This window comes from Streptomyces sp. NPDC090032, assembly GCF_044748025.1.
Lineage (GTDB): Bacteria > Actinomycetota > Actinomycetes > Streptomycetales > Streptomycetaceae > Streptomyces.
The window spans coordinates 82963-102026 of sequence record NZ_JBIVFF010000009.1; the positions used below are offsets into that span (position 1 = coordinate 82963).

The 19064-nt window shown below is 69.3% G+C and carries 16 protein-coding genes and 1 pseudogene; 13 read left to right on the forward strand and 4 right to left on the reverse strand.

Annotated features, from left to right (window positions below; translation table 11 throughout):
- The first annotated feature begins 27 nt into the window (after window positions 1–27).
- Window positions 28–1197: a cysteine desulfurase family protein gene (locus ACIPWY_RS23195; RefSeq protein ID WP_362904604.1), complete on the forward strand. Its 1170-nt coding sequence runs from the start codon at window positions 28–30 to the stop codon at window positions 1195–1197.
- 57 nt (window positions 1198–1254) lie between these two features.
- On the opposite strand, the gene ACIPWY_RS23200 is transcribed toward ACIPWY_RS23195, so the two are convergent.
- Window positions 1255–1959 (reverse strand): N-acetylmuramoyl-L-alanine amidase, encoded by a 705-nt coding sequence (locus ACIPWY_RS23200; RefSeq protein WP_362904606.1) that lies wholly within the window; start codon window positions 1957–1959, stop codon window positions 1255–1257.
- An 84-nt stretch (window positions 1960–2043) separates the two neighbouring features.
- Here ACIPWY_RS23200 and mnmA point away from each other — a divergent pair, with 84 nt between their 5' ends.
- The 5 genes and pseudogenes from mnmA (at window position 2044) to ACIPWY_RS23225 (ending at window position 9398) form a co-directional block, all read left to right on the forward strand.
- The gene (gene mnmA, locus ACIPWY_RS23205) at window positions 2044–3174 is read left to right on the forward strand and encodes a tRNA 2-thiouridine(34) synthase MnmA (RefSeq protein ID WP_383882876.1); all 1131 of its coding nucleotides are present in this window, start codon (window positions 2044–2046) and stop codon (window positions 3172–3174) included.
- A 140-nt stretch (window positions 3175–3314) separates the two neighbouring features.
- On the forward strand, window positions 3315–4622 hold the full coding sequence (locus ACIPWY_RS23210; RefSeq protein ID WP_362904610.1) for an ATP-binding protein: 1308 nt from the start codon (window positions 3315–3317) through the stop codon (window positions 4620–4622).
- Window positions 4623–4726: 104 nt separating this feature from the next.
- Window positions 4727–5458, forward strand: coding sequence for an RloB family protein (locus tag ACIPWY_RS23215; RefSeq protein ID WP_362904612.1), 732 nt, complete (start codon window positions 4727–4729; stop codon window positions 5456–5458).
- A gap of 129 nt (window positions 5459–5587) precedes the next feature.
- Window positions 5588–8200 (forward strand): annotated as a pseudogene (locus ACIPWY_RS23220) (N-6 DNA methylase).
- The gene (locus tag ACIPWY_RS23225) at window positions 8190–9398 is read left to right on the forward strand and encodes a hypothetical protein (protein WP_362904616.1); all 1209 of its coding nucleotides are present in this window, start codon (window positions 8190–8192) and stop codon (window positions 9396–9398) included. The pseudogene ACIPWY_RS23220 and the gene ACIPWY_RS23225 overlap by 11 nt, the downstream one beginning before the upstream one ends.
- A gap of 312 nt (window positions 9399–9710) precedes the next feature.
- Here ACIPWY_RS23225 and ACIPWY_RS23230 read toward each other — a convergent pair whose 3' ends face one another.
- Window positions 9711–10130 carry a hypothetical protein gene (locus ACIPWY_RS23230; RefSeq protein WP_362904618.1) on the reverse strand — a complete coding sequence of 140 codons (420 nt, stop codon included), beginning with the start codon at window positions 10128–10130 and terminating at the stop codon, window positions 9711–9713.
- A gap of 281 nt (window positions 10131–10411) precedes the next feature.
- On the opposite strand from ACIPWY_RS23230, the gene ACIPWY_RS23235 reads away from it, so the two are divergent.
- From ACIPWY_RS23235 to ACIPWY_RS23250, 4 genes are all read left to right on the forward strand, one after another.
- Entirely contained in the window at window positions 10412–10993 is a 582-nt protein-coding gene (locus ACIPWY_RS23235; protein WP_393704272.1) for an XRE family transcriptional regulator, read from the forward strand.
- A 131-nt stretch (window positions 10994–11124) separates the two neighbouring features.
- Window positions 11125–11337, forward strand: coding sequence for a hypothetical protein (locus ACIPWY_RS23240; RefSeq protein WP_362904622.1), 213 nt, complete (start codon window positions 11125–11127; stop codon window positions 11335–11337).
- 103 nt (window positions 11338–11440) lie between these two features.
- Entirely contained in the window at window positions 11441–15085 is a 3645-nt protein-coding gene (locus ACIPWY_RS23245; RefSeq protein WP_393704175.1) for a type I restriction endonuclease subunit R, read from the forward strand.
- A 57-nt stretch (window positions 15086–15142) separates the two neighbouring features.
- Complete coding sequence (locus ACIPWY_RS23250) at window positions 15143–15874, forward strand: YgjP-like metallopeptidase domain-containing protein (RefSeq protein WP_362904626.1); 732 nt, start codon at window positions 15143–15145, stop codon at window positions 15872–15874.
- A 30-nt stretch (window positions 15875–15904) separates the two neighbouring features.
- On the opposite strand, the gene ACIPWY_RS23255 is transcribed toward ACIPWY_RS23250, so the two are convergent.
- Together ACIPWY_RS23255 and ACIPWY_RS23260 are read right to left on the reverse strand one after the other, a co-directional pair.
- Entirely contained in the window at window positions 15905–16267 is a 363-nt protein-coding gene (locus ACIPWY_RS23255; protein ID WP_362904629.1) for a hypothetical protein, read from the reverse strand.
- 51 nt (window positions 16268–16318) lie between these two features.
- A complete protein-coding gene (locus ACIPWY_RS23260; RefSeq protein ID WP_393704178.1) occupies window positions 16319–16645 on the reverse strand; it encodes a DUF427 domain-containing protein in 327 nt (108 codons plus the stop codon).
- A 53-nt stretch (window positions 16646–16698) separates the two neighbouring features.
- On the opposite strand from ACIPWY_RS23260, the gene ACIPWY_RS23265 reads away from it, so the two are divergent.
- The 3 genes from ACIPWY_RS23265 to ACIPWY_RS23275 all read left to right on the forward strand — a co-directional run bounded on the left by ACIPWY_RS23265 (window position 16699) and on the right by ACIPWY_RS23275 (window position 19034).
- A complete protein-coding gene (locus ACIPWY_RS23265) occupies window positions 16699–17247 on the forward strand; it encodes a TIGR00730 family Rossman fold protein (protein ID WP_362904634.1) in 549 nt (182 codons plus the stop codon).
- A gap of 22 nt (window positions 17248–17269) precedes the next feature.
- Entirely contained in the window at window positions 17270–17968 is a 699-nt protein-coding gene (locus ACIPWY_RS23270; protein WP_116509604.1) for an SDR family oxidoreductase, read from the forward strand.
- Window positions 17969–18029: 61 nt separating this feature from the next.
- Window positions 18030–19034, forward strand: coding sequence for a methionine synthase (locus ACIPWY_RS23275; RefSeq protein WP_393704181.1), 1005 nt, complete (start codon window positions 18030–18032; stop codon window positions 19032–19034).
- Window positions 19035–19064: the final 30 nt, after the last annotated feature.

Here is a 19064-nt window from a genome sequence, read left to right on the forward strand (position 1 = left end):
ACCGGGGCTCGTAGAATCGAGCCCATCATGGCTTACCTCGACCACGCCGCGACCACTCCGATGCTCCCGGAGGCCGTCGAGGTGATGACCGCCCAGCTCGCCGTCACCGGCAACGCGTCCTCGCTGCACGCAGCGGGCCGGCGCGCCCGACGCACCGTCGAGGAGTCCCGGGAGACCCTCGCCGAATCCCTCGGCGCCCGCCCCAGTGAGGTCGTCTTCACCTCGGGTGGCACCGAGGCCGACAACCTCGCGGTGAAGGGCCTGTACTGGTCCCGCCGCGACGCGGACCCCGCCCGCACCCGCGTCCTCGCGAGCCCCGTCGAACACCACGCGGTCCTCGACGCCGTGCACTGGCTCGGCGAACACGAGGGCGCCACCGTCGAGTACCTGCCCGTCGACGCGTACGGCCGCGTGCACCCGGACGCCCTGCGCGAGGCGATCTCCCGCAACCCCGACGACGTGGCCCTCGCCACCGTCATGTGGGCGAACAACGAGATCGGCACGATCCAGCCGGTCCGTGAACTCGCCGACGTGGCCGCCGAGTTCGGCGTCCCGCTGCACGCCGACGCCGTCCAGGCCTACGGCCAGATCCCCGTCGACTTCGCCGCCTCCGGCCTCGCCGCGATGACCGTCTCCGGCCACAAGGTCGGCGGCCCGTACGGCATCGGGGCGCTACTCCTGGGCCGCGAGTACACCCCCGTACCCGTGCTCCACGGCGGCGGACAGGAGCGGCATGTGCGCTCCGGGACGCTCGACGTGCCGGCCGTCGCCGCCTTCGCCGTCGCCGGGCGGCTCGCCGCCGAACGGCGCGAGCGGTTCGCCCGCGAGATCGGCGGCCTGCGGGACGACCTGGCCGACGCCGTGCGCGCGGCCGTCCCCGAGGCGATCCTCGGCGGCGACCCGGCCCCCGGAGGCAGGCTGCCCGCCAACGCCCACTTCACCTTCCCCGGCTGTGAGGGCGACTCCCTGCTGCTGCTCCTGGACGCGCAGGGCATCGAGTGCTCCACCGGCTCCGCGTGCACGGCCGGTGTGGCCCAGCCGAGCCACGTCCTGCTGGCCACCGGCACCGACCCGGACCTCGCCCGCGGCACCCTGCGCTTCTCCCTCGGCCACACGTCGACCGAGGCGGACATCGAGGCGGTCGCGGGCGCGATCGGACCGGCGGTGGAGCGCGCCAGGACGGCCGGGCTGAGCTAGGGCCACAGGGGGCTCTCGTTCGGATCATGCCGGGCGCCCAGGGCCTGCGTCCCGGGCCTACGCCTTGGCCGTGCGTCCCTCTTCATGGGCGCGCTTCACCAGGCGCATGTACCGGTCCCAGTCCCAGTGCGGGCCCGGATCGGTGTGGTCCGTGCCCGGCACCTCGACGTGGCCGATGATGTGCTTCCGGTCGACGGGTATCCCGTAGCGCCTGCATATCCCGGCCGTGAGCCGCGCGGAGGACGCGTACATGGCGTCCGTGAAGTCGGCCGGGCGGTCGACGAACCCCTCGTGCTCGATCCCCACACTGCGCTCGTTGAAGTCCTTGTTCCCCGCGTGGAACGCCACGTCCAGCTCGCGAATCATCTGCGCTATGTGCCCGTCCTTGCGCACCACGTAGTGCGCGGCCGCCCCGTGCCACGGGTCCTTGAAGACCTTCAGCGTCCCCTGATAGCTGCCCTGCGTGACATGGATGATCACGCGGTCGATCGTGTAGTCGGCCGGGCGGTCCGCCCGGCGCCAGTTCGCCGCCGCCGCGGCCACCCACTCCGCGCCCCTGAAGTCGACCTCGCCCGCCTTGCGCGGCTTGTCGACACCGGGCATCTGCCACCACATGTGCGCCAGGTCGCTGCGCGCGAGCAGCCCCACGCCGACGGCTGTCGCCGCGCCTCCGATCAGCAGTGTCCGCCGGCTGACCCCCCGGTCACCGTCGCGCTTCGCGCGGCCTTCGGCCTTCCGCCGAGACTTTCCCTGTGCTCCCACGACCCGCCCCCGTTCACGTCGTACGAGATCCACAACGGATACTCGCGGGATTCGGTTCCCGCGGCCCCGTACCCTGTTAGAGCTATGACTTCGCAGACCCCGCAGAGCACCCGTCCCCTCCGCGTCCTCGCCGCCATGTCGGGCGGCGTGGACTCCGCCGTCGCCGCCGCCCGCGCGGCGGAAGCCGGCCACGACGTGACGGGCGTCCACCTCGCCCTCTCCGCGAACCCGCAGTCGTTCCGCACGGGAGCCCGCGGCTGTTGCACCATCGAGGACTCCCGCGACGCCCGCAGGGCCGCCGACGTCATCGGCATCCCCTTCTACGTCTGGGACCTCGCCGAGCGGTTCCGCGAGGACGTCGTCGACGACTTCGTCGCCGAGTACGAGGCCGGGCGCACCCCGAACCCGTGCCTGCGCTGCAACGAGAAGATCAAGTTCGCCGCACTCCTCGACAAGGCGCTCGCCCTCGGCTTCGACGCGGTCGCCACCGGCCACTACGCGAAGGTGGTCGAGCTCACGGACGGCACCCGCGAGCTGCACCGCGCCTCCGACATGGCCAAGGACCAGTCGTACGTCCTCGGAGTGCTCGACGACCGCCAGCTCGCGCACGCCCTGTTCCCCCTCGGCGACACGGTCACGACGAAGGACGAGATCCGCGCGGAGGCCGAGCGGCGCGGCCTGGCCGTCGCCAAGAAGCCCGACTCGCACGACATCTGTTTCATCGCGGACGGCGACACCCAGGGCTTCCTGGCGTCGCGCCTGGGCAAGGCCGAGGGCGACATCGTCGACGAGACGGGCAGCAAGGTCGGCACGCACGAGGGCGCGTACGGCTTCACGATCGGCCAGCGCAAGGGCCTGCGCATCGGCACCCCGGCCCCCGACGGCAAGCCGCGCTACGTCCTGGACATCTCGCCGGTGAACAACACGGTGACGGTCGGCCCCGTCGACTCCCTCGACGTCACGGCCCTCACGGCCATCAAGCCCCGCTGGTGCGGCACGGCCCCCTCGGGACCGGGCACGTACACCGCGCAGCTGCGCGCCCACGGCGACGAGACGCCGGCGACGGCGGAGCTGGTGGACGGCACCCTGACCGTCACCTTCGACGAGCCCGTACGCGGCGTCGCCCCCGGCCAGGCCATCGTGCTCTACGACGGCACGCGCGTGGTCGGCTCGGCGACGATCGCGACGACCACGCGCGCGACGGCGGCGGCCTGACCGTCATGGTGTGCGCGGGCCCGCCCCGGAGGTCGGGGCTGGCCCCTGACCGGCCGCCGTCATAGGCTTCCCCTGCGGATCGTCCGCAGGGTTTTCGAGTACATGACGGGGCCGCCTCCCCGTCCTCCAGGAGGTCGAGGGTGCTCCTCCGCTTTCGGGTGGCCAATCACCGCTCGATTCGTGACGAGTGTGAGCTGTCGCTGATCGCTGCGGAGGCGGGCAACGGCGTGGCGCGTGCGACGGGCTTGCGCTACGGGGACCGCGAGGTGCCTGTCCTGCCCGTGGTGGGGGTCTTCGGCGCCAACGCCTCAGGTAAGTCAAACCTTCTGCGTGCGCTCTTCGACATGCGGGACGCCGTACGCACCTCGTTTGCCGACTGGGCGACCCATGCGGGCGTGCCGCGACTGCCCTTCAAACTTGATTCTGCCGCCGCGGATGAGACGACGCTCTATGAAGTCGACCTGATGCTGGGCGTGAACCCGGTCCGGTACACCTACGGTTTTGAGCTCTCGGACGAGCGGGTGGAGGCCGAATGGCTGCACGCCTACCCCGAGGGCAGGCGTGTCGTCTGGTTCGACAGAGAGGCCGACCGGCCCGAGAACGAGGGCGGGGAGTTCCATTTCCCCGAGTCCGAACCCGGGACCGGCTTCCAGGGACAGCGAGAAGTCCTGGTGCCGGTCACGCGCCCCAACGCCCTGTTCCTGTCTACCGGCGCCACCCTGAACGACCCCCAACTCTCCGCCTTGCACAGGTGGTTCATCGACAACCTGTGGCTGATGACGCCCGGCCACGACGTCAAAGCCAGAAGCGCCTGGACTCAGCGTCTGCTCGCTGACCCGAAGCGCGGCAAGGACTACCGGGACTGGCTGGTCCAACTGCTCTCCATCGCAGATCTGGGTATCAGCGGGATCGACGTCGACCGCAAGACGGGCGACATCGCCCTGCGGCACCGCACTGCGGACGGCGATGACATCGCCCTCGACTTCGTCGGCGAGGAATCGCTCGGCACCCACTCGTGGTTCGCCTTCCTCGGCCCCATGCTCGCTGTCCTCGACGCCGGCACAGTGCTGCTCGTGGACGAACTGGACTCCAGCCTCCACCCCACCCTGGCTGCCGAGGTCGTACGGCTCTTCCAGGACCCCAAGTCCAATCCGCGCGGTGCGCAACTGCTCTTCACCACGCACGACGCGACGCTTCTGGGCAGTGCGGTACTGGACCGTCCGCTCACCCGCGAGCAGGTGTGGATCACTTCGAAGAAGACGTCCGGCGAGACCGAGCTGTATCCGCTGGCGGCGGCCGGGCCTGGTGACGACGAGGACCTGGAGCGCGGATATCTGCGCGGCCGGTACGGCGGGGCCCCACGGGTCAGTGTGGGGGAGATCGCCCGCGCGCTGACGTGGCGGGAGAAGGAACGGGAACGCGAACGGGAGGCGAAGGCGTCAGCGTGAGCAGGCGGGGCGGGCACGAGCAGGCATCGGGTGGCCACGGGCCCGGGACGGTGCCGAAGAAGCGTAAGAGGCGCGGAGCGAGCGGTGGCGAGGAACGGCCGCTGGTGCCCGTTCAGCCCACGCAGTCCAAGCAGGAGCGAGTCCTGTACGTGGGCTGCGAGGGCGAGTCCACTGAGCCGGACTACCTCGACTACCTGGTCAAGCGGTTTGGATCCGGTGAGCGTACGGGGCAGCCGTTCCGGATTGTCCCGGTCTACAAGGCGAATGGCCTGCTGCCCGAGCAGGTGGTGGAGGCCGTACGGGAGCATGCCGAGACGGACGAGACGTGGGCCCTGTTCGACCGGGACGAGCACACGGGGATCGTGCAGGCTGTGGAGGACGCCGCGACGCAGGCTACGGAGATCTGTTTCTCCCATCCGTCCTTCGACCTGTGGCTGCTCCTGCATTTTCAGGCGTACGGCGGGCGGCAGAGTGGCAAGAGCACGGATGTCGTGAAAAAGCTCCGCAAGGCCGATCCGGCCTTCAAGAGGTTCGACCAGAGGAACGACAAGAGCATTCAGGGGCTCCGCCGGAAAGCACTCGAGGGCAAGGCCAAGGACGCCATCGCACACGCCAAGGGGCTTGTCTCCGGCTGCGAGTACGGGGGCTGTAAGGGAAGCCAGCACAAAGCCACCCCCGTCGACCGGGTCAGCCCCGAGAACCCCGACCACCTGCCCCAGGCCCCCCGCAAGTGGGCGGCCCGCTCCGGTCACGCCCTGGACTGCAAGGTCCTGGACCGGGACCCGTCCACTGATGTGTGGCGTCTCCTCGTCAGTCTCGGTATCGAGGACGACTGACGCGGTTCGTCGCGCAACACTTGCTTCAGGCGGTTTCTGCCGGAAGCTGCCAGGCGTCTACGCTCTACGCTGCCCCCTGGCACGACCCGCTCACTGTCCACCCACTCACACCCCACGAAGGACCGGCGCGTGGCCCGAATCACCCTGCCTCAACTGGAGCGGCACCTCTTCGCCGCCGCCGACATCCTGCGCGGACGCATGGAGCCCTCCGACTACCGCGACTACATCTTCGGGATGCTGTTCCTCAAGCGGGCATCGGATGAGTTCCAGCCCAAGTGGGAGCGTACGTACCAGGAGCGTCTGGCAGCGACAGGCAGTGAGATGAAGGCCTTGCAGCGGGCTGACGACCCCGAGTTCTACCGCGACGTCTTCTACGTTCCGCCGCGTGCCCGCTGGTGGACGGGCCCGCATGTGCTCGATCCGCAGGACCTGGAGACGACCGTCCCGGGTATCGAGGCGCTGACCGCGGAGACCCGGGGCCCCGACGGGCGGCCGATGCAGGTGGGCGAGTACCTGGACAAGGCGCTCGTAGCCCTCCAAGAGGGGAACCGTCGGCTCAGCGGCGTCGCCTCGCACATCGAGTTCAACGCGGTCGCGGGCACCAAGTCTCGCTTCACACCCAGTGAACTGCTCTCCCTCATCCGGCACTTCAGCCTCTATCGCCTGCGCAATGAGGACTTCGAGTTCCCCGACATGCTGGGCGCGGCGTACGAGTATCTGCTGGGCCGGTTCGCGGACAGCGCAGGGCAGAGCGGCGGCGAGTTCTACACGCCGCGCTCGGTGGTGCGGATGCTCGTACGGCTCCTCGACCCGCAGCCGACGGAGAGCGTCTACGACCCCTGCATGGGATCGGGCGGCATGCTCATCGCGGCCCGTGAGTACGTGGAGGAGCACGGCGGTAACCCCGACGAACTCGGCATCAATGGGCAGGACCGCAACCCTGCGTCCTGGTCGATGGCGAGCATGAACATGGTGCTCCACGGCATCCGCAAGTTCGACCTCCAGCACGGTGACACCCTCACCGAGCCGCTCCACCTCGACGGCAATAGCCGCCTGCGCAATTTCACCTAGGTCCTCTCCAACCCGCCCTTCTCCCAGCCGTACGACAAGGAGCAGGTGGAGGCCGCGGACACGCGCCACGGCAAGCGCATGGAGTGGGGGTGGGCGCCCGAGAAGGGCAAGAAGGCCGACCTGATGTTCGTCCAGCACATGGTGTCGGTGCTGGAGGAGAAGGGCGTGGTCGCCGTTGTCATGCCGCACGGTGTCCTGTTCAGGGGTGGCAAGGAGAAGGAGATCCGGGAGGAATTGCTCCAGGACGACTGCGTGGAAGCGGTGATCGGTCTCGGCCCGAACCTCTTCTATGGCGTCGGCATCCCGGCCTGCGTCCTGATCCTTCGCCGACCGCGCCAGAAGGTGTCGGACCGGCGCAAGAGGGTCCTCTTCATCAACGCCGACCGGGAGTTCACGGTCGGGCGCAACCAGAACGAGCTGGGTCCCGAGCACGTCGAGAAGATCGTCACGGTGTTCCAGGAGGGCCGGCAGCTCGCGGGCTACTCGCGGTGGGTGGAGCGGGACACCCTCCTGGCCGAGGGAGCCAACCTCAACATCCGCCGCTGGGTGGACAATTCGCCTCCCGCCGAACCGCAGGACGTACGGGCGCACCTCTACGGCGGTGTCCCGGTCACCGAAATTGCGGCACAGGAGGCCCTGTTCGGAGCGTACGGAGTCGACGCGTCGACGTTGTTCGCGCTGCGGGACGGTGACCCGGACTACTGCGACTTCCTCGCCGAGGACCCCGAGGTGACGGTCGGCCGCATCGCGCAGCAGGCGGCGGCGAAGGAGGCCTCGCTGCGGGTCGCGTACGAGAAGTGGTGGAAGGGCGGCTCGGAGCTCTTCGGCAAGCTGGCGCAGGACCGGAAGCTGATGGACCTGCGGTCCGGGCTGATCGTCGGCTTCATCGAGACGATCGGGGCCGAGGGCGTCCTCGACGAGTACCGCACGGCGGGCATCATCGCCGACTGGTGGACGCACGCGCGCTACGACATGAAGGCGCTGGCGGCGGGCGGTTTCGGTCGGGTGCTTGCGGGCTGGGTGGACTCGACGGAGGCGATCGTGAAGCCCGCGGAGGGCGCGGTGAGCAGCATCGGTTCCACGAAGCGGGCGAAGGTGACGGTTACGGCCGCCGACCGCCGCCGCGCGATGGACCAGCCGGTCGTACGCCACCTCATCCCCGAGTTCCTTGAGCGGTACGCGGTGGTGGAGGCGGAGGTCGCTGCGGCCGACGCGGCGTTCAAGGAGGCGGTGGACGCGTTGGCTGCGGCGCAGCCGTCGTCGGTGGAGGATGGCGAGGACGAGGGTTCTGTGGCGGATGCCGCCGAGCCGGTTTCACCCGAGGAACTGTCCCTCCTGGAGGCCGAGTTGGCGGTGTGCCGTAAGACGCGGACGGCGGCGACGAAGAGGCGCAAGGGGCTGGACGACCGTTTCCTGGCGGACCTGACGGCGGAGCGGGATCTGGTCCTCGCGGACGATCAGCGCACTCGCGAGGTCGTGCTGGCGGTGCTGGACGAGGACCTGTCCGGGCGGCTCGACGCGGCGGTCGCGGTGGGGCGGCGCGAGCTGGTGGCGGAGTTCCGGCGGTGGGTTGAGAAGTATGCGGTGTCATTGAGTGAGCTGGAGGGTGCCGGCGAGGCGGCTCAGGGGGAGCTGCGGCGTTGGTTGGAGGAGTTGGGTTATGGGCGGTGAGGTAACGCTGGGTTCGTTGCTGGCGCGGGTCGAAACCGGTTGGAGCCCGGCCTGCGATGCGTACCCACCCGCTGGTGATGAGTGGGGCGTCATCAAGGTGAGCGCCGTCACTTCGGGGAATTTCCAGCCTGGGGAGGCGAAGCGGCTGCCATCAGGTCTGCAGCCTCGCTGGCAACTTGAGATTCGCACCGGAGATGTTCTGATTGCGCGGGCCAACGGCGCTCGCTCGCTGGTTGGTGCCGTGTGCCAGGTGGGGCCTACTCGTCGAAGGCTCATGCTGTCGGACAAGATCCTTCGTCTTGTTCCGGACGGAGAGGTCGCCGAGGCTACCTTTCTTGCGATTCTGCTTCGTTCGGCTGGGGTGCGGCGGCAGATCGGCAACCTGCTGAACGGCGGCACAGGGCAGAACAACATCTCGCAAACCGATATCAGGGCGCTCGCCGTTCCTGACGTCCCGTTGGACGAACAGCGCCGCATCGTCGCCGCGCACGCCGCGTTTGAGCGGCGGATTGGGATGTTGGAAGCGGTTCGGGCCAAGACGGTGCGACTTGTCGATGTGTTGGTTGAGCAACTGCTGCATATCAGCGGTGAGGTCTCGCTCGGTTCGCTGCTGACGCGTATCGAGGCGGGGAAGAGCCCTTCTGCCGAGGACATGCCTGCGGCCGAGGGTGAGTGGGGTGTGCTCAAGGTCAGCGCGGTTCAGGCTGGCTGGTTCGCATCGCGGGAGAACAAGGTCATTCGTGATCCGGCGCTGATCCATCCGCGCTATGAGGTCAAGCATGGTGACTTGCTCATGACGCGAGCGAACACGGAGGAGCTGGTCGGGCTTGCCTGTGTCTCGGAGAATCCACCGCCACGTCTTCTGCTCAGCGACAAGACGCTCCGACTCCACGTGAATGAGTCGGTCGCGGATCCCCGTTTCCTGGAGCTCGCTCTGGCACGGGCGACTGTTCGGCAGAGTGTCAGGGCTCAGGCCACCGGCACGAGCGCAGGGATGAAGAACATTGGGCAGGAGCAGATCCGGCAGCTGTCCGTTCCTGACGTACCACTGGACGAACAGCGGCGCATCGTCGCCGTCCGCGCCGCATTCGACCAGCGGATTGAGCGTCAGGCAGCTGTAGTTGCCAAGCTGCGTGCCGTACAGCAAGCGGTGGTCGAAGACCTGCTCACCGGCCACGCGAAGGCGTACGCGGCCTGACCGACCTGGCCTTCCCGCCCCGCACCAACGCCCCCAGCGCGGCCCGGTCCGTCATCAGTACGTCGGCCGGGCTGTCGCGCGCACGGAGGGCGACGCACTCGTTGCGCGTTGCAGCGATTTTGTCGCAGTTGTTGCCGCCGTCCCCGGATGGACAACTTGAGCCAGTGCAGCTCGGAGATAACTTGCTCCCTCAGGTGCCCTGTTCTCTGGTCCCATGGCCGCTCCCGCCCCGATCCTCCTGCGCCGGTGGCTTGATTAAGTGCACGGCTGTGCACCCTGAGGAACGCGGCGAAGTTCGGTCGAGCACGGTTCTTATGCGAATGGCTCGGTGGGCAGATGTGGATCGTCATCGTCATCGTCGTCGGTGTCCGGAGCGATCAGATCGGGGTCGTTGTCCGCGTCCGGAAGGCGCGCTCCCCGACTGTCCGCGATGCGCCTTACGTCGCGCAGTGCCTCAGTCATGCGCGCGAGGCAGAAACGAAGCTGATCGCACGTTGCCGACCGGTCGTCGAGTAAGTCGGCTACGTGGTTGAGGAGTTCGCTCGCCATGCCCAGTTGCAGGCTCTCCACATTGTCCGCGACGCGGGACAGATACCCGCTGCCGTCGGTGGAGAGGAAGCACGGCCTGCCGTCCGGAGTCGGCCACGGCAGGAGCCGCAATCCGGGCCCGGAAGCTGAAGGGATTAGGTCTTGGGGGTGCTGGTGCTCGCTGGTTGCTGTCTGCTTGGCCATGCCTGGATCGTGGACCGCCCTCGTGGACGTATCTCTCCTCTGTCCAGGGACAGTTGGGACGTTGCCCGCTACGCTCGGAGAAGGCCCAAACGTCCATGGGAGAAGTCTTGAACAAGGCCCTACGATCAGCTATGGCCGAGGCTGGCGTGAGACCCCGGCAACTCGCCGCCCGGATCGGGGTGAGTGTGAAGCAGGTGGAACGCTGGCTGGCGGACGCCGAATTGACGCCACACGCTAGGAACCGTGCGGACGCCTGCCGCGCGCTGGGAGTGGATGAAGAGATGATCTGGCCGAGGGCTGTTCAGGAGCGCGTAAAGATGGGGCACGACCGCGAACTGGTCCACAGCTATCCCTACCGGTCGGCATGCCCCTCGACGGTGTGGACCGACCTTCTTGACGGTGCGACCGAGGAGCTGTTCCTCGCCGGGTACACGAACTATTTCTTCTGGACGCAGCAGCCGCACTTTGCCGACACGCTGCGCCGCAAGGCAGAGGCCGGGTGCCGGGTGCGGTTCCTGCTGGGCGACCCCGAAGGGGAAGTGACCCGGAACCGCGAGGTCATCGAGGATGTGGCCCTGAGTGTGTCCACGCGGATCAGAATCAGTCTGGAGAACCTGGAACGGCTCGGATCGGTCTCCGGCTTGGAGACGCGGTTCAGTGCCGCCGACGACGCCGTGAACCATGTCTCGCTGTCGGTCTTCCAGTTCGACCACGACGCCCTGGTGACACCTCATCTCGCGCGGCTGGTCGGGCACGATTCGCCGTTGCTGCACCTGCGTCAGCAGGGCGAGGGAGGCATGTTCTCCCGCTTTGCCGAGCATGCCGAGGAGCTGTGGGGGCGGGGGGTGCCAGTCGGCGGCTGATCGGCGGGCAGGCCGCAGACCTACTGTGAAGTCTCCCAAGTCGCTTGCGAGCTGGCCGCCAACTTCGAACGGCACACCAAGGGCCTGGCCTCCGTGCGCAGCAGTGGCTGTGCCCAGTGCTGAGGGTCAGCGTGTGGGATCCCAGTCCCGATCTGCCCGTCGTGGGCCCGCCGATCGTCGTGCCCGCGCAGGCCGACAGCGGTCGGGGCATGCTCATCCTCGACACCGTCGCCGACCGGTGGGGCGGATGTGCCATAGGCGAGGGGGCGTACGGGCCCGGCGGCAAGACCATGTGGTTCGAGCTGGCCCTGCCCAAGGGGTCGCCGCCCGCCCTCGCGGCTTGATCAAAGGCCGAAACGGCTCTGGCCGATTCCTTCCCCGGACGTAGGCTTTCCCGTACGCCTCAGGACAGCACTGAAGCGGACGGTGGAGACGGGGAGTTCAGCGGTGAGTGGGCGGCAGGACCTACCGGCGGACAACGAGCCGACGAACAGCCAACCAGAGCGCGACCGGGCGGAGGTTGGCGGTCCCGAGTACCGCAAGACCGAGAAGCCGCTGGTCGAGCAGCTCGTCCGGCTCGGGTGGGAGCACCTGGAAGGCGCCCCGCCAGGAAAGCCCGTCGGCAGTCCGGCGCCGTCCGGGCGGGCGACGTACGAGCAGGTCGTCTACGAGGACCGTTTCCGGGACGCCGTGGCGCGCATCAACCCAGCCCCCGGCGCCGGCGGCGGAACCTGGCTGACCTCCGCCCAGCTCGACCGGCTCCTCGCCCTCGTACTAGGTACCGCGCCGGGGCAGGGGCCGGCCGAGCGCGGCGTGGCCGCCAACCTCGCGGTGACCCGGCTGCTGCGTCGCGGTGTCAACGCCCGCACCCTGCCGGGGTGGAGGAAAGGCGACCCCGAGCATGTCCAACTCGTCGACTGGGACGGGGAGAACGGCGGGCGCAACGACCTGCTGGCCGTCAGCCAGTTCCGCGTGGACCGCAAGGGCCTGACCCACGTCACCCCGGACCTGGTGCTGTTCGTCAACGGGCTGCCCTGGGCCGTCATCGAATGCAAGGCCCCGCTCACGTCCGGCAGCGACAGCAGGGCGGCCCTTGACGGCGCTGTCGGACAGGTCTGCCGTTACGCCAGTCTTGAATCTGCCTCTCCTGTACCGGAGTTCACCCGCTACGCGCAGGTGCTGATCGGCACCGACCGGACCTACGCCGAGCTGGGCACCGTCACCGCGACCCCCGAGCACTTCACACCGTGGCGCACCACCGAGCCCGCGTCCGCCGACGGCTGCGACACGGACATGGCCGTCCTCGTCGCGGGAGTGCTCACACCGGACCATCTCCTCACCCTGGTACGGGACTTCACCACCGAGCGCGGGCAAGGCGGCCGTACGCTCAAGGTGATCGGCCGCTGGCAGCAGTTCCGGGCCGTGCGGCGGCTCGCCCACGCCCTGCGCCTGCGGAAGGCGGCCATCGCGGCCCGGCACGACGTCACCCAGCGGGGCGGCGTCGTCTGGCACACCCAGGGGTCCGGCAAGAGCCTCACCATGGCCTTCCTCGTACGCCACCTCAGAAGCAGTCACGAACTGAAGGCGCACAAGGTCGTCGTCGTTACCGATCGTATCGATCTGGAGAAACAGGTCCTCGGGTCGATGGCCGCAGCCGAGGAGACGGTCCACCGGGCCGACGGGGTCTTGGATGCGCGCGCCCACCTTGCCGCGCCCGTACCCGACGTCGTCCTCGTGATGCTGCAGAAGGCGCAGCGCGACGACACCGCGTACGACGGGCGCGAGGAGAGCCTGGGTGCGGAGGACAGGGACGAGGAGGCCCACCTCCAGGTCCGGGCCGCGAACCCCGGATCGGACATCGTGGTCCTCGTCGACGAGGCGCACCGTGGGCAGGACAGCTGGCTGCACGCCCGGCTGCGCGCCCTGCTGCCCAACGCCGTCCTCGTCGGCTTCACCGGTACTCCCATCATCAGCGACGCGCGCAAGAAGACCGAGGACGTCTTCGGATCGCTCGTCGACACGTACACCCTGCACGACGCCGAACGGGACAGGTCTGTCGTCCCGGTCCGCTACGAGGCGTACGACGTGCCACTGGAAGTGGTCGAACAGGCCTCCCTGGACGCCAAGTTCGACGCCCGGGTGCCCGCGGATCCCCAGCAGCGCGAGCGCGTGCTGCGGAAGTTCGCGCGGCAGAAGGAGATCCTCGAATCGCCCTCCGTGATCGCGGACAAGGCCGACTACATGCTGCGGCACTGGGCGGTCAACGCACTGCCCGACCGGTTCGGCGCCCAACTGGTGGCGGTGTCCCGGCGCGCGGCCGTGCGCTACCGGGACGCGCTGCTCGTCGCCCGCGACCGGCTGCTCGGCCGGCTCGACGCGCTCGACCCGGCCCTGCGCCACGACCCGCTGGCGGCCGTCGGTGCCGACGCACTGATCCGCGAACTCCTCGCCATGCTGCCGCACCGCGACGTGCTCGCCTCGATCGATGCCGCGGTGATCGTCCACGGCAACCCGCAGATCGATCCCAGGGAGTGGCGGGACTGGACGCTGAAGTCCCGGCAGGACGCGAACATCGCGCGTTTCAAGGCCGGACTTGGTGATCCGCTCGCCTCCGCCGTCGACCCCTCCTGGGACGTCGACCCGCACGGCGCGCCGGGGCAGGGGCTGGACGCGCCAGGGGCGCCCGTGAGTGACGTTTGGCAGGCGGAGGAAGACGTATCCCAGGAGGCCGAGGAGAGCGGCAGCGCCGAGGCCGACGACGACCGGGAGGACACTGCACCGCTCGCCTTCCTCGTCGTCCAGTCGATGCTGCTCACCGGCTTCGACGCCCCTGTCGAGCAGGTTCTCTACCTGGACTGCGCCCTGTCGGGAGTAGGCCTCCTCCAGGCCGTGGCACGCACCAACCGGCCTTATCCGCGCAAGAAATGGGGGACGGTCGTCGACTTCATCGGAATCGGCCCCGAGCTGGCTCGGTCCCTGCACGCGTACGAGCAGCATCACCTGCGTGAGGTGTACGGCTACCAGGACGTGACCGTCGATCACCTGAGCCGGGACTTCAGGGGCACGCAGCCCACGGGTGACGGGCTGCTCCGCCAGGCGGACGCCTCCGCTGACCGTCTCCTGAAGGACCTGCACGGCCGCGTCGCGAGCTTCCTCGAAGCGCGGAATCTCGCGGCGTACGACGCGCACGGCACGCTCTCGCTGGCCGACGAGCAGCGTCGTGAAGCACTGCTGGAGCTACTGGCCGACCCGCTGACGCGCGGCGAGTTCGACGAGTTGGCACGCGACTTCCTCACCGCCCTCGGGGCAGTCCTGCCCAGGCCGTACGCGCTCACGTACGAGCAGTTGGCGGGCCATCTCGGCGAGGTCCAGTACCTCGCACGCCAGAGCTACCTGGACGGACGCGACGAGTTCAGCCCGCGCCGGTACGGGGCGAAGGTGCGCAGGCTCATCGCCGATCACATCCGTGTCACGGGTGTCGAACTGCGGATCCCGCCAGTGGAGTTGACCGCGCCCGACTTCATGGAGAGGGTCGAGGCCAACCACGACACGCGCGCCAGGACCCGCTACATGGTCAGCCGCCTGCGGACGCACATCACAGCGAAGATCGGAACGGACCGGGCCCGCTACGAACGGTTCAGCAGCCGCCTGGAGGAGATCGTCCAGCGGATGCAGCAGGACTTCGACCAGGCCGCGGCCGACCTGACGCGGCTCATCGGCGAGGTCACCGAGGACGTCGATGAGGCGGGTCCGCGCCTCGACCCCTTGACCGAACGGCCGGTGTACCGCGCGCTGGTACGGGAGTTGGATCGATCTGCTGCGGGACCAACGCCCTTGGAAGTCGACGTGCACCGGGCGGCCTGCCGTATCACGGGGGACATCGCCAGACTGGTACGGCAGCCGCACTTCCCGGCGCAAGCCGAGGCACGTATGGACGTACGTAGGGAGCTCCGCTTCCTCGTGGCCGATCACCTCCACGTGGAGTGGGAGGAGACGGCGGACCTGGCGGCCGGACTTCTGGAACTTGCCGTGGAGAGGCACGGCGACTTCCTGCGCTATCGCCCCGGACCACATCAGCAGGACGGTCACTGAGGAGCGGCACCGACGGCGGTGACGGCCCCTGTCGGTGCCGGATGGTACGAATGCCTGGTGAGCCACTCCGTCCAGTCCGCCCTCGCGTCCCTCCCCATGCCGGGAGAGTGGACGTGGCAGGTCGTCGTGCGGCCACGGCGCCGGACGCTGGGGATCGAGATCCAGGAGGACGGCGACCTTCTTTTCGCGGTGCCACCGGACGCCGATCCCCACGACGTCGCCGAGGCCGTGCGGTCCCGGCTGCCCCGTCTCGCCGACGAGGTCGAGCGGCGCAGGCGCGGCGGAGGGGAGCCGGTCAAGGAATTGGTGGGCGGGGCGAGCTTCGCCTACCTGGGGCGCCGTCACCGGCTGAAGGTCGTACCCGCGCGGCAAGGCAGGGGAGTGCGGCTGCACCAGGGCTGGCTGGAGCTGCCGGACGGTGAAGCCCCTCGGCAGGGCGCCCACCTGATCGGGCAGTGGTACGCCGCACGAGGCACCCGATGGGCTGCGACCCGTGCGGCGCCCCTGGCCGAGCTCACCGGGGTCACCCCTCGCGCGGTGACCGTCCGGGATCTGGGGCGGCGCTGGGGTGCCTGCGAGCCGGACGGGTCCATCGCCCTGCACTGGGCGCTGATGCAGTTGCCCCCGGACCTGGTGGACCTGGTCCTCGTCCATGAGCTGACCCACCTGAAGGTCCCCGCGCACGGCGCGGCATTCCGGCACAGGATGGGCATGGTGCTCGGAGACCTTGAGGCTCTGGAACGCCGCTTTGCCGAGGTTGAGCCTGATCTGTGGCGGGGCGCCGTCTGACCTGACAGGTCACGGTTGGGCGGTGAGCTTCTAGGACGACTCCCTGGGCGACAGATAGTGGTGCAGCACGGTGTTTAGCTCGGCGCACCACTCCAGCAGCCGGGAGACGCGCCGGGCCTTCCCCCGGCATTCGAAGACCCTGCCGTCGAGCATCACCGCGACCACGGACAAGTACATGCCCATGGGCCAGAGCTGAACGGTCCGGATGCGTGGCCAGGGCAGCTCGACCGTGTGCGGCCCCTGCTCGAAATGCACGCCGGCCGAGTCGACGACGAGGTCGTTGCCGGCGTCCGCTGCGAGGGACTTGGGGCCAGCCGCGGGGGCGGGCAGGTATGTCGGAGGTGGTGGTCCGAATCCGCCCGGGGCGGCCTCACTGCCATATCCCTGATCCATCCCCGCCCCTTCACTTCCGACCGGCCGGTCGCCTCTGGTGTTCCTCCGGTTCTACCCCACCTCTGCCACTTCGTAGAAGCAGAGATGGTCCTTGATCTCGGCCACGTCCGGCTTCGGGTCCGGGTACGCCCACACCAGGTCGGGGGCGTCCGGCAGGGACCAGTAGGACGCCGTTCCCTTGAAGGGGCAGTACGTCTGCGTGTCGGAGCGGGTCAACAGGTCCGTGCGGACGTCCTCCGGCGGGATGTAGTAGCGCACGGGACAGCCCGTCTCGCGCAGCAGCAGCGGGCGGGTGCTCTGTGCCAGCACCACCCCGCCGTGGACGACGCGTACGGCTCCGGTGCCCTGCTCGATCGTGATCGTGTGTCCATCAGCCATACCTGGGACAGCACCGGGACGGGCGCCGTTCTTCCCCCCGTACGGTAGGACGTATGAACATCTGCGTCTTCCTCTCCGCCGCCGACCTCGCCGACCGCTACACCCGACCCGCCCGTGAGTTCGCCGAACTGCTCGGCAAGGGCGGGCACACGCTCGTGTGGGGCGGTTCGGAGAGCGGTCTGATGAAGGTCGTCGCTGACGGCGTGCAGGAGGCCGGAGGGCGCCTCGTGGGCGTTTCCGTGGACTTCATGGCCGCCTTGGCGCGCGAAGACGCCGACGAGATGGTGATCGCCCGTGACCTCGCCGAACGCAAGGCGCTGCTCCTGGAGAAGGCCGATGCCGTCGTGATCATGGTGGGCGGCGCGGGCACGCTCGACGAGGCCACCGAGATCCTGGAGCTGAAGAAGCACGGCAAGCACACCAAGCCGGTCGTCCTGCTGAACACGGCGGGTTTCTACGACGGCCTCAAGGAGCAGTTCCGCCGCATGGACGAAGAGGGGTTCCTGCCGCTGCCGCTCACCGACCTCGTCTTCTTCGCCGAGGAGCCGGTCGGCGCGCTGGCCTACCTGGAGACGCACCTGTCGGCGGCTGCCGCCGAGTAAGTCGGCACGCTCTAATGCGAGCATGGCCCGTATGGCAACACATGTGATCACCGGGGCCGGATCAGGTATCGGCGCGGCCGTGGCGCGCCGTCTGCACGCACGCGGGGACGAACTCGTCCTCCACGCGCGCGACGCGGCCCGCGCGAAGGAACTCGCGGCCCAGTTCCCCGGCGCGGGCACCCTCGTAGGAGACCTCGCCGACCCGGACAAGCTCTCCTGGGCGTTCTCGCACCAGTCGCTGCCCGACCGGGTGGACTCGCTGCTGCACATCGCGGGCGTCGTCGACCTCGGCCCCGTCGGCGAGCTCACCCCCAAGTCGTGGCGCCACCAGCTGAACGTGAACCTGGTCGCCCCCGCCGAGCTGACCCGCCACTTCCTGCCCCAGCTCCGCGTCGCCCACGGCCACGTGATCTTCGTCAACTCCGGTGCGGGCCTCAGCGCGCACGCCGACTGGTCCGCGTACGCCGCCTCCAAGCACGGCTTGAAGGCGCTCGCCGACTCCCTGCGCCAGGAGGAGCACGGCAACGGAGTGCGGGTCACCTCGGTCTACCCGGGCCGCACGGCCAGCGCCATGCAGGTCAAGGTGCACCAGCAGGAGGGCAAGCCGTACGACGCCGCCCGCTGGATCGACCCCGAGTCGGTCGCCACGACGATCGTCATGGCCCTCGACCTGCCGCGCGACGCCGAGGTCAACGACCTCACGGTGCGCCCGGGCCGCTGACGGACCGTCTCGGTCCACCTGCGCTTGAGCCGGTCCCGGTCCTGTTACGTACGCTTCGCGGGTGAGCGAAAACAGCAAGTTCAGGCCGGGGCCCGCCACCGGGGTCGGATCCATGCCCGGTGGCGACGCGCGCGAGGCGGCCAAGACGGTCACCGGCAGTGTCGAGGAGTTCCCGTATCTGGCGGAACTGCCCGCACGCGGACCCGGCGCCGACATGATCGGCCGGACCGCCGGACTGCTCGTCGAGCTGTACGCGCGCGTGGAGCCCAGCGGCTGGCGGCTCGGGGACCGGCCCGGCCGCGACACCCGGCGGGCCCGGTCCTGGATGGGCGAGGACCTGGACGCCCTGGAGGAGTTCACCCAGGGCTACCAGGGGCCGTTGAAGGTGCAGGCGGTCGGGCCCTGGACGCTCGCCGCCGCCCTGGAACTGCGCAACGGCGAGGCCGCCCTCTCCGACGAGGGCGCCTGCCGCGACCTCGCAGGCTCGCTCGCCGAGGGCCTGCGCCTCCACCTCGACGACCTGCGCCGCCGCGTCCCCGGCGCCGAGATCGTGCTCCAGCTCGACGAGCCGTCCCTCGTCTCCGTACTGCGCGGCCAGGTCAAGAGCGCCAGCGGCTACCGCACCCACCGCGCCGTCGACCGCCAGCTCGTGGAGAGCGCGCTCCGCGAGGTCGTCTCGGTCCACGACGGGCCCGTCGTCGTGCACTCCTGCGCTCCTGACGTCCCGTTCGCCCTGCTGCGCCGCGCGGGCGCCGACGCCATCTCCTTCGACTTCTCGCTCCTCACCGAACGTGACGACAACGCGATCGGTGAGGCCGTCGAGGCCGGCACGCGGCTCTTCGCCGGTGTCGTGCCCGGCACGGACAGCCCGTTGTCAGACCCTGCCGGTAGCGTCATGGGAGTCAGGACGCTGTGGCGCAGGCTCGGGCTGAATCCCGGCTCCCTCGCGGAGTCGGTCACGGTCACTCCGGCGTGCGGTCTCGCGGGGGCCTCTCCCGCGTACGCGCGCGCCGCGCTCGCCCACTGCGTCCGGGCGGCGAGATCACTCGCGGACAACCCAGAGTGACGGGTCGAGGTCCGCACAGGGACAAACGGG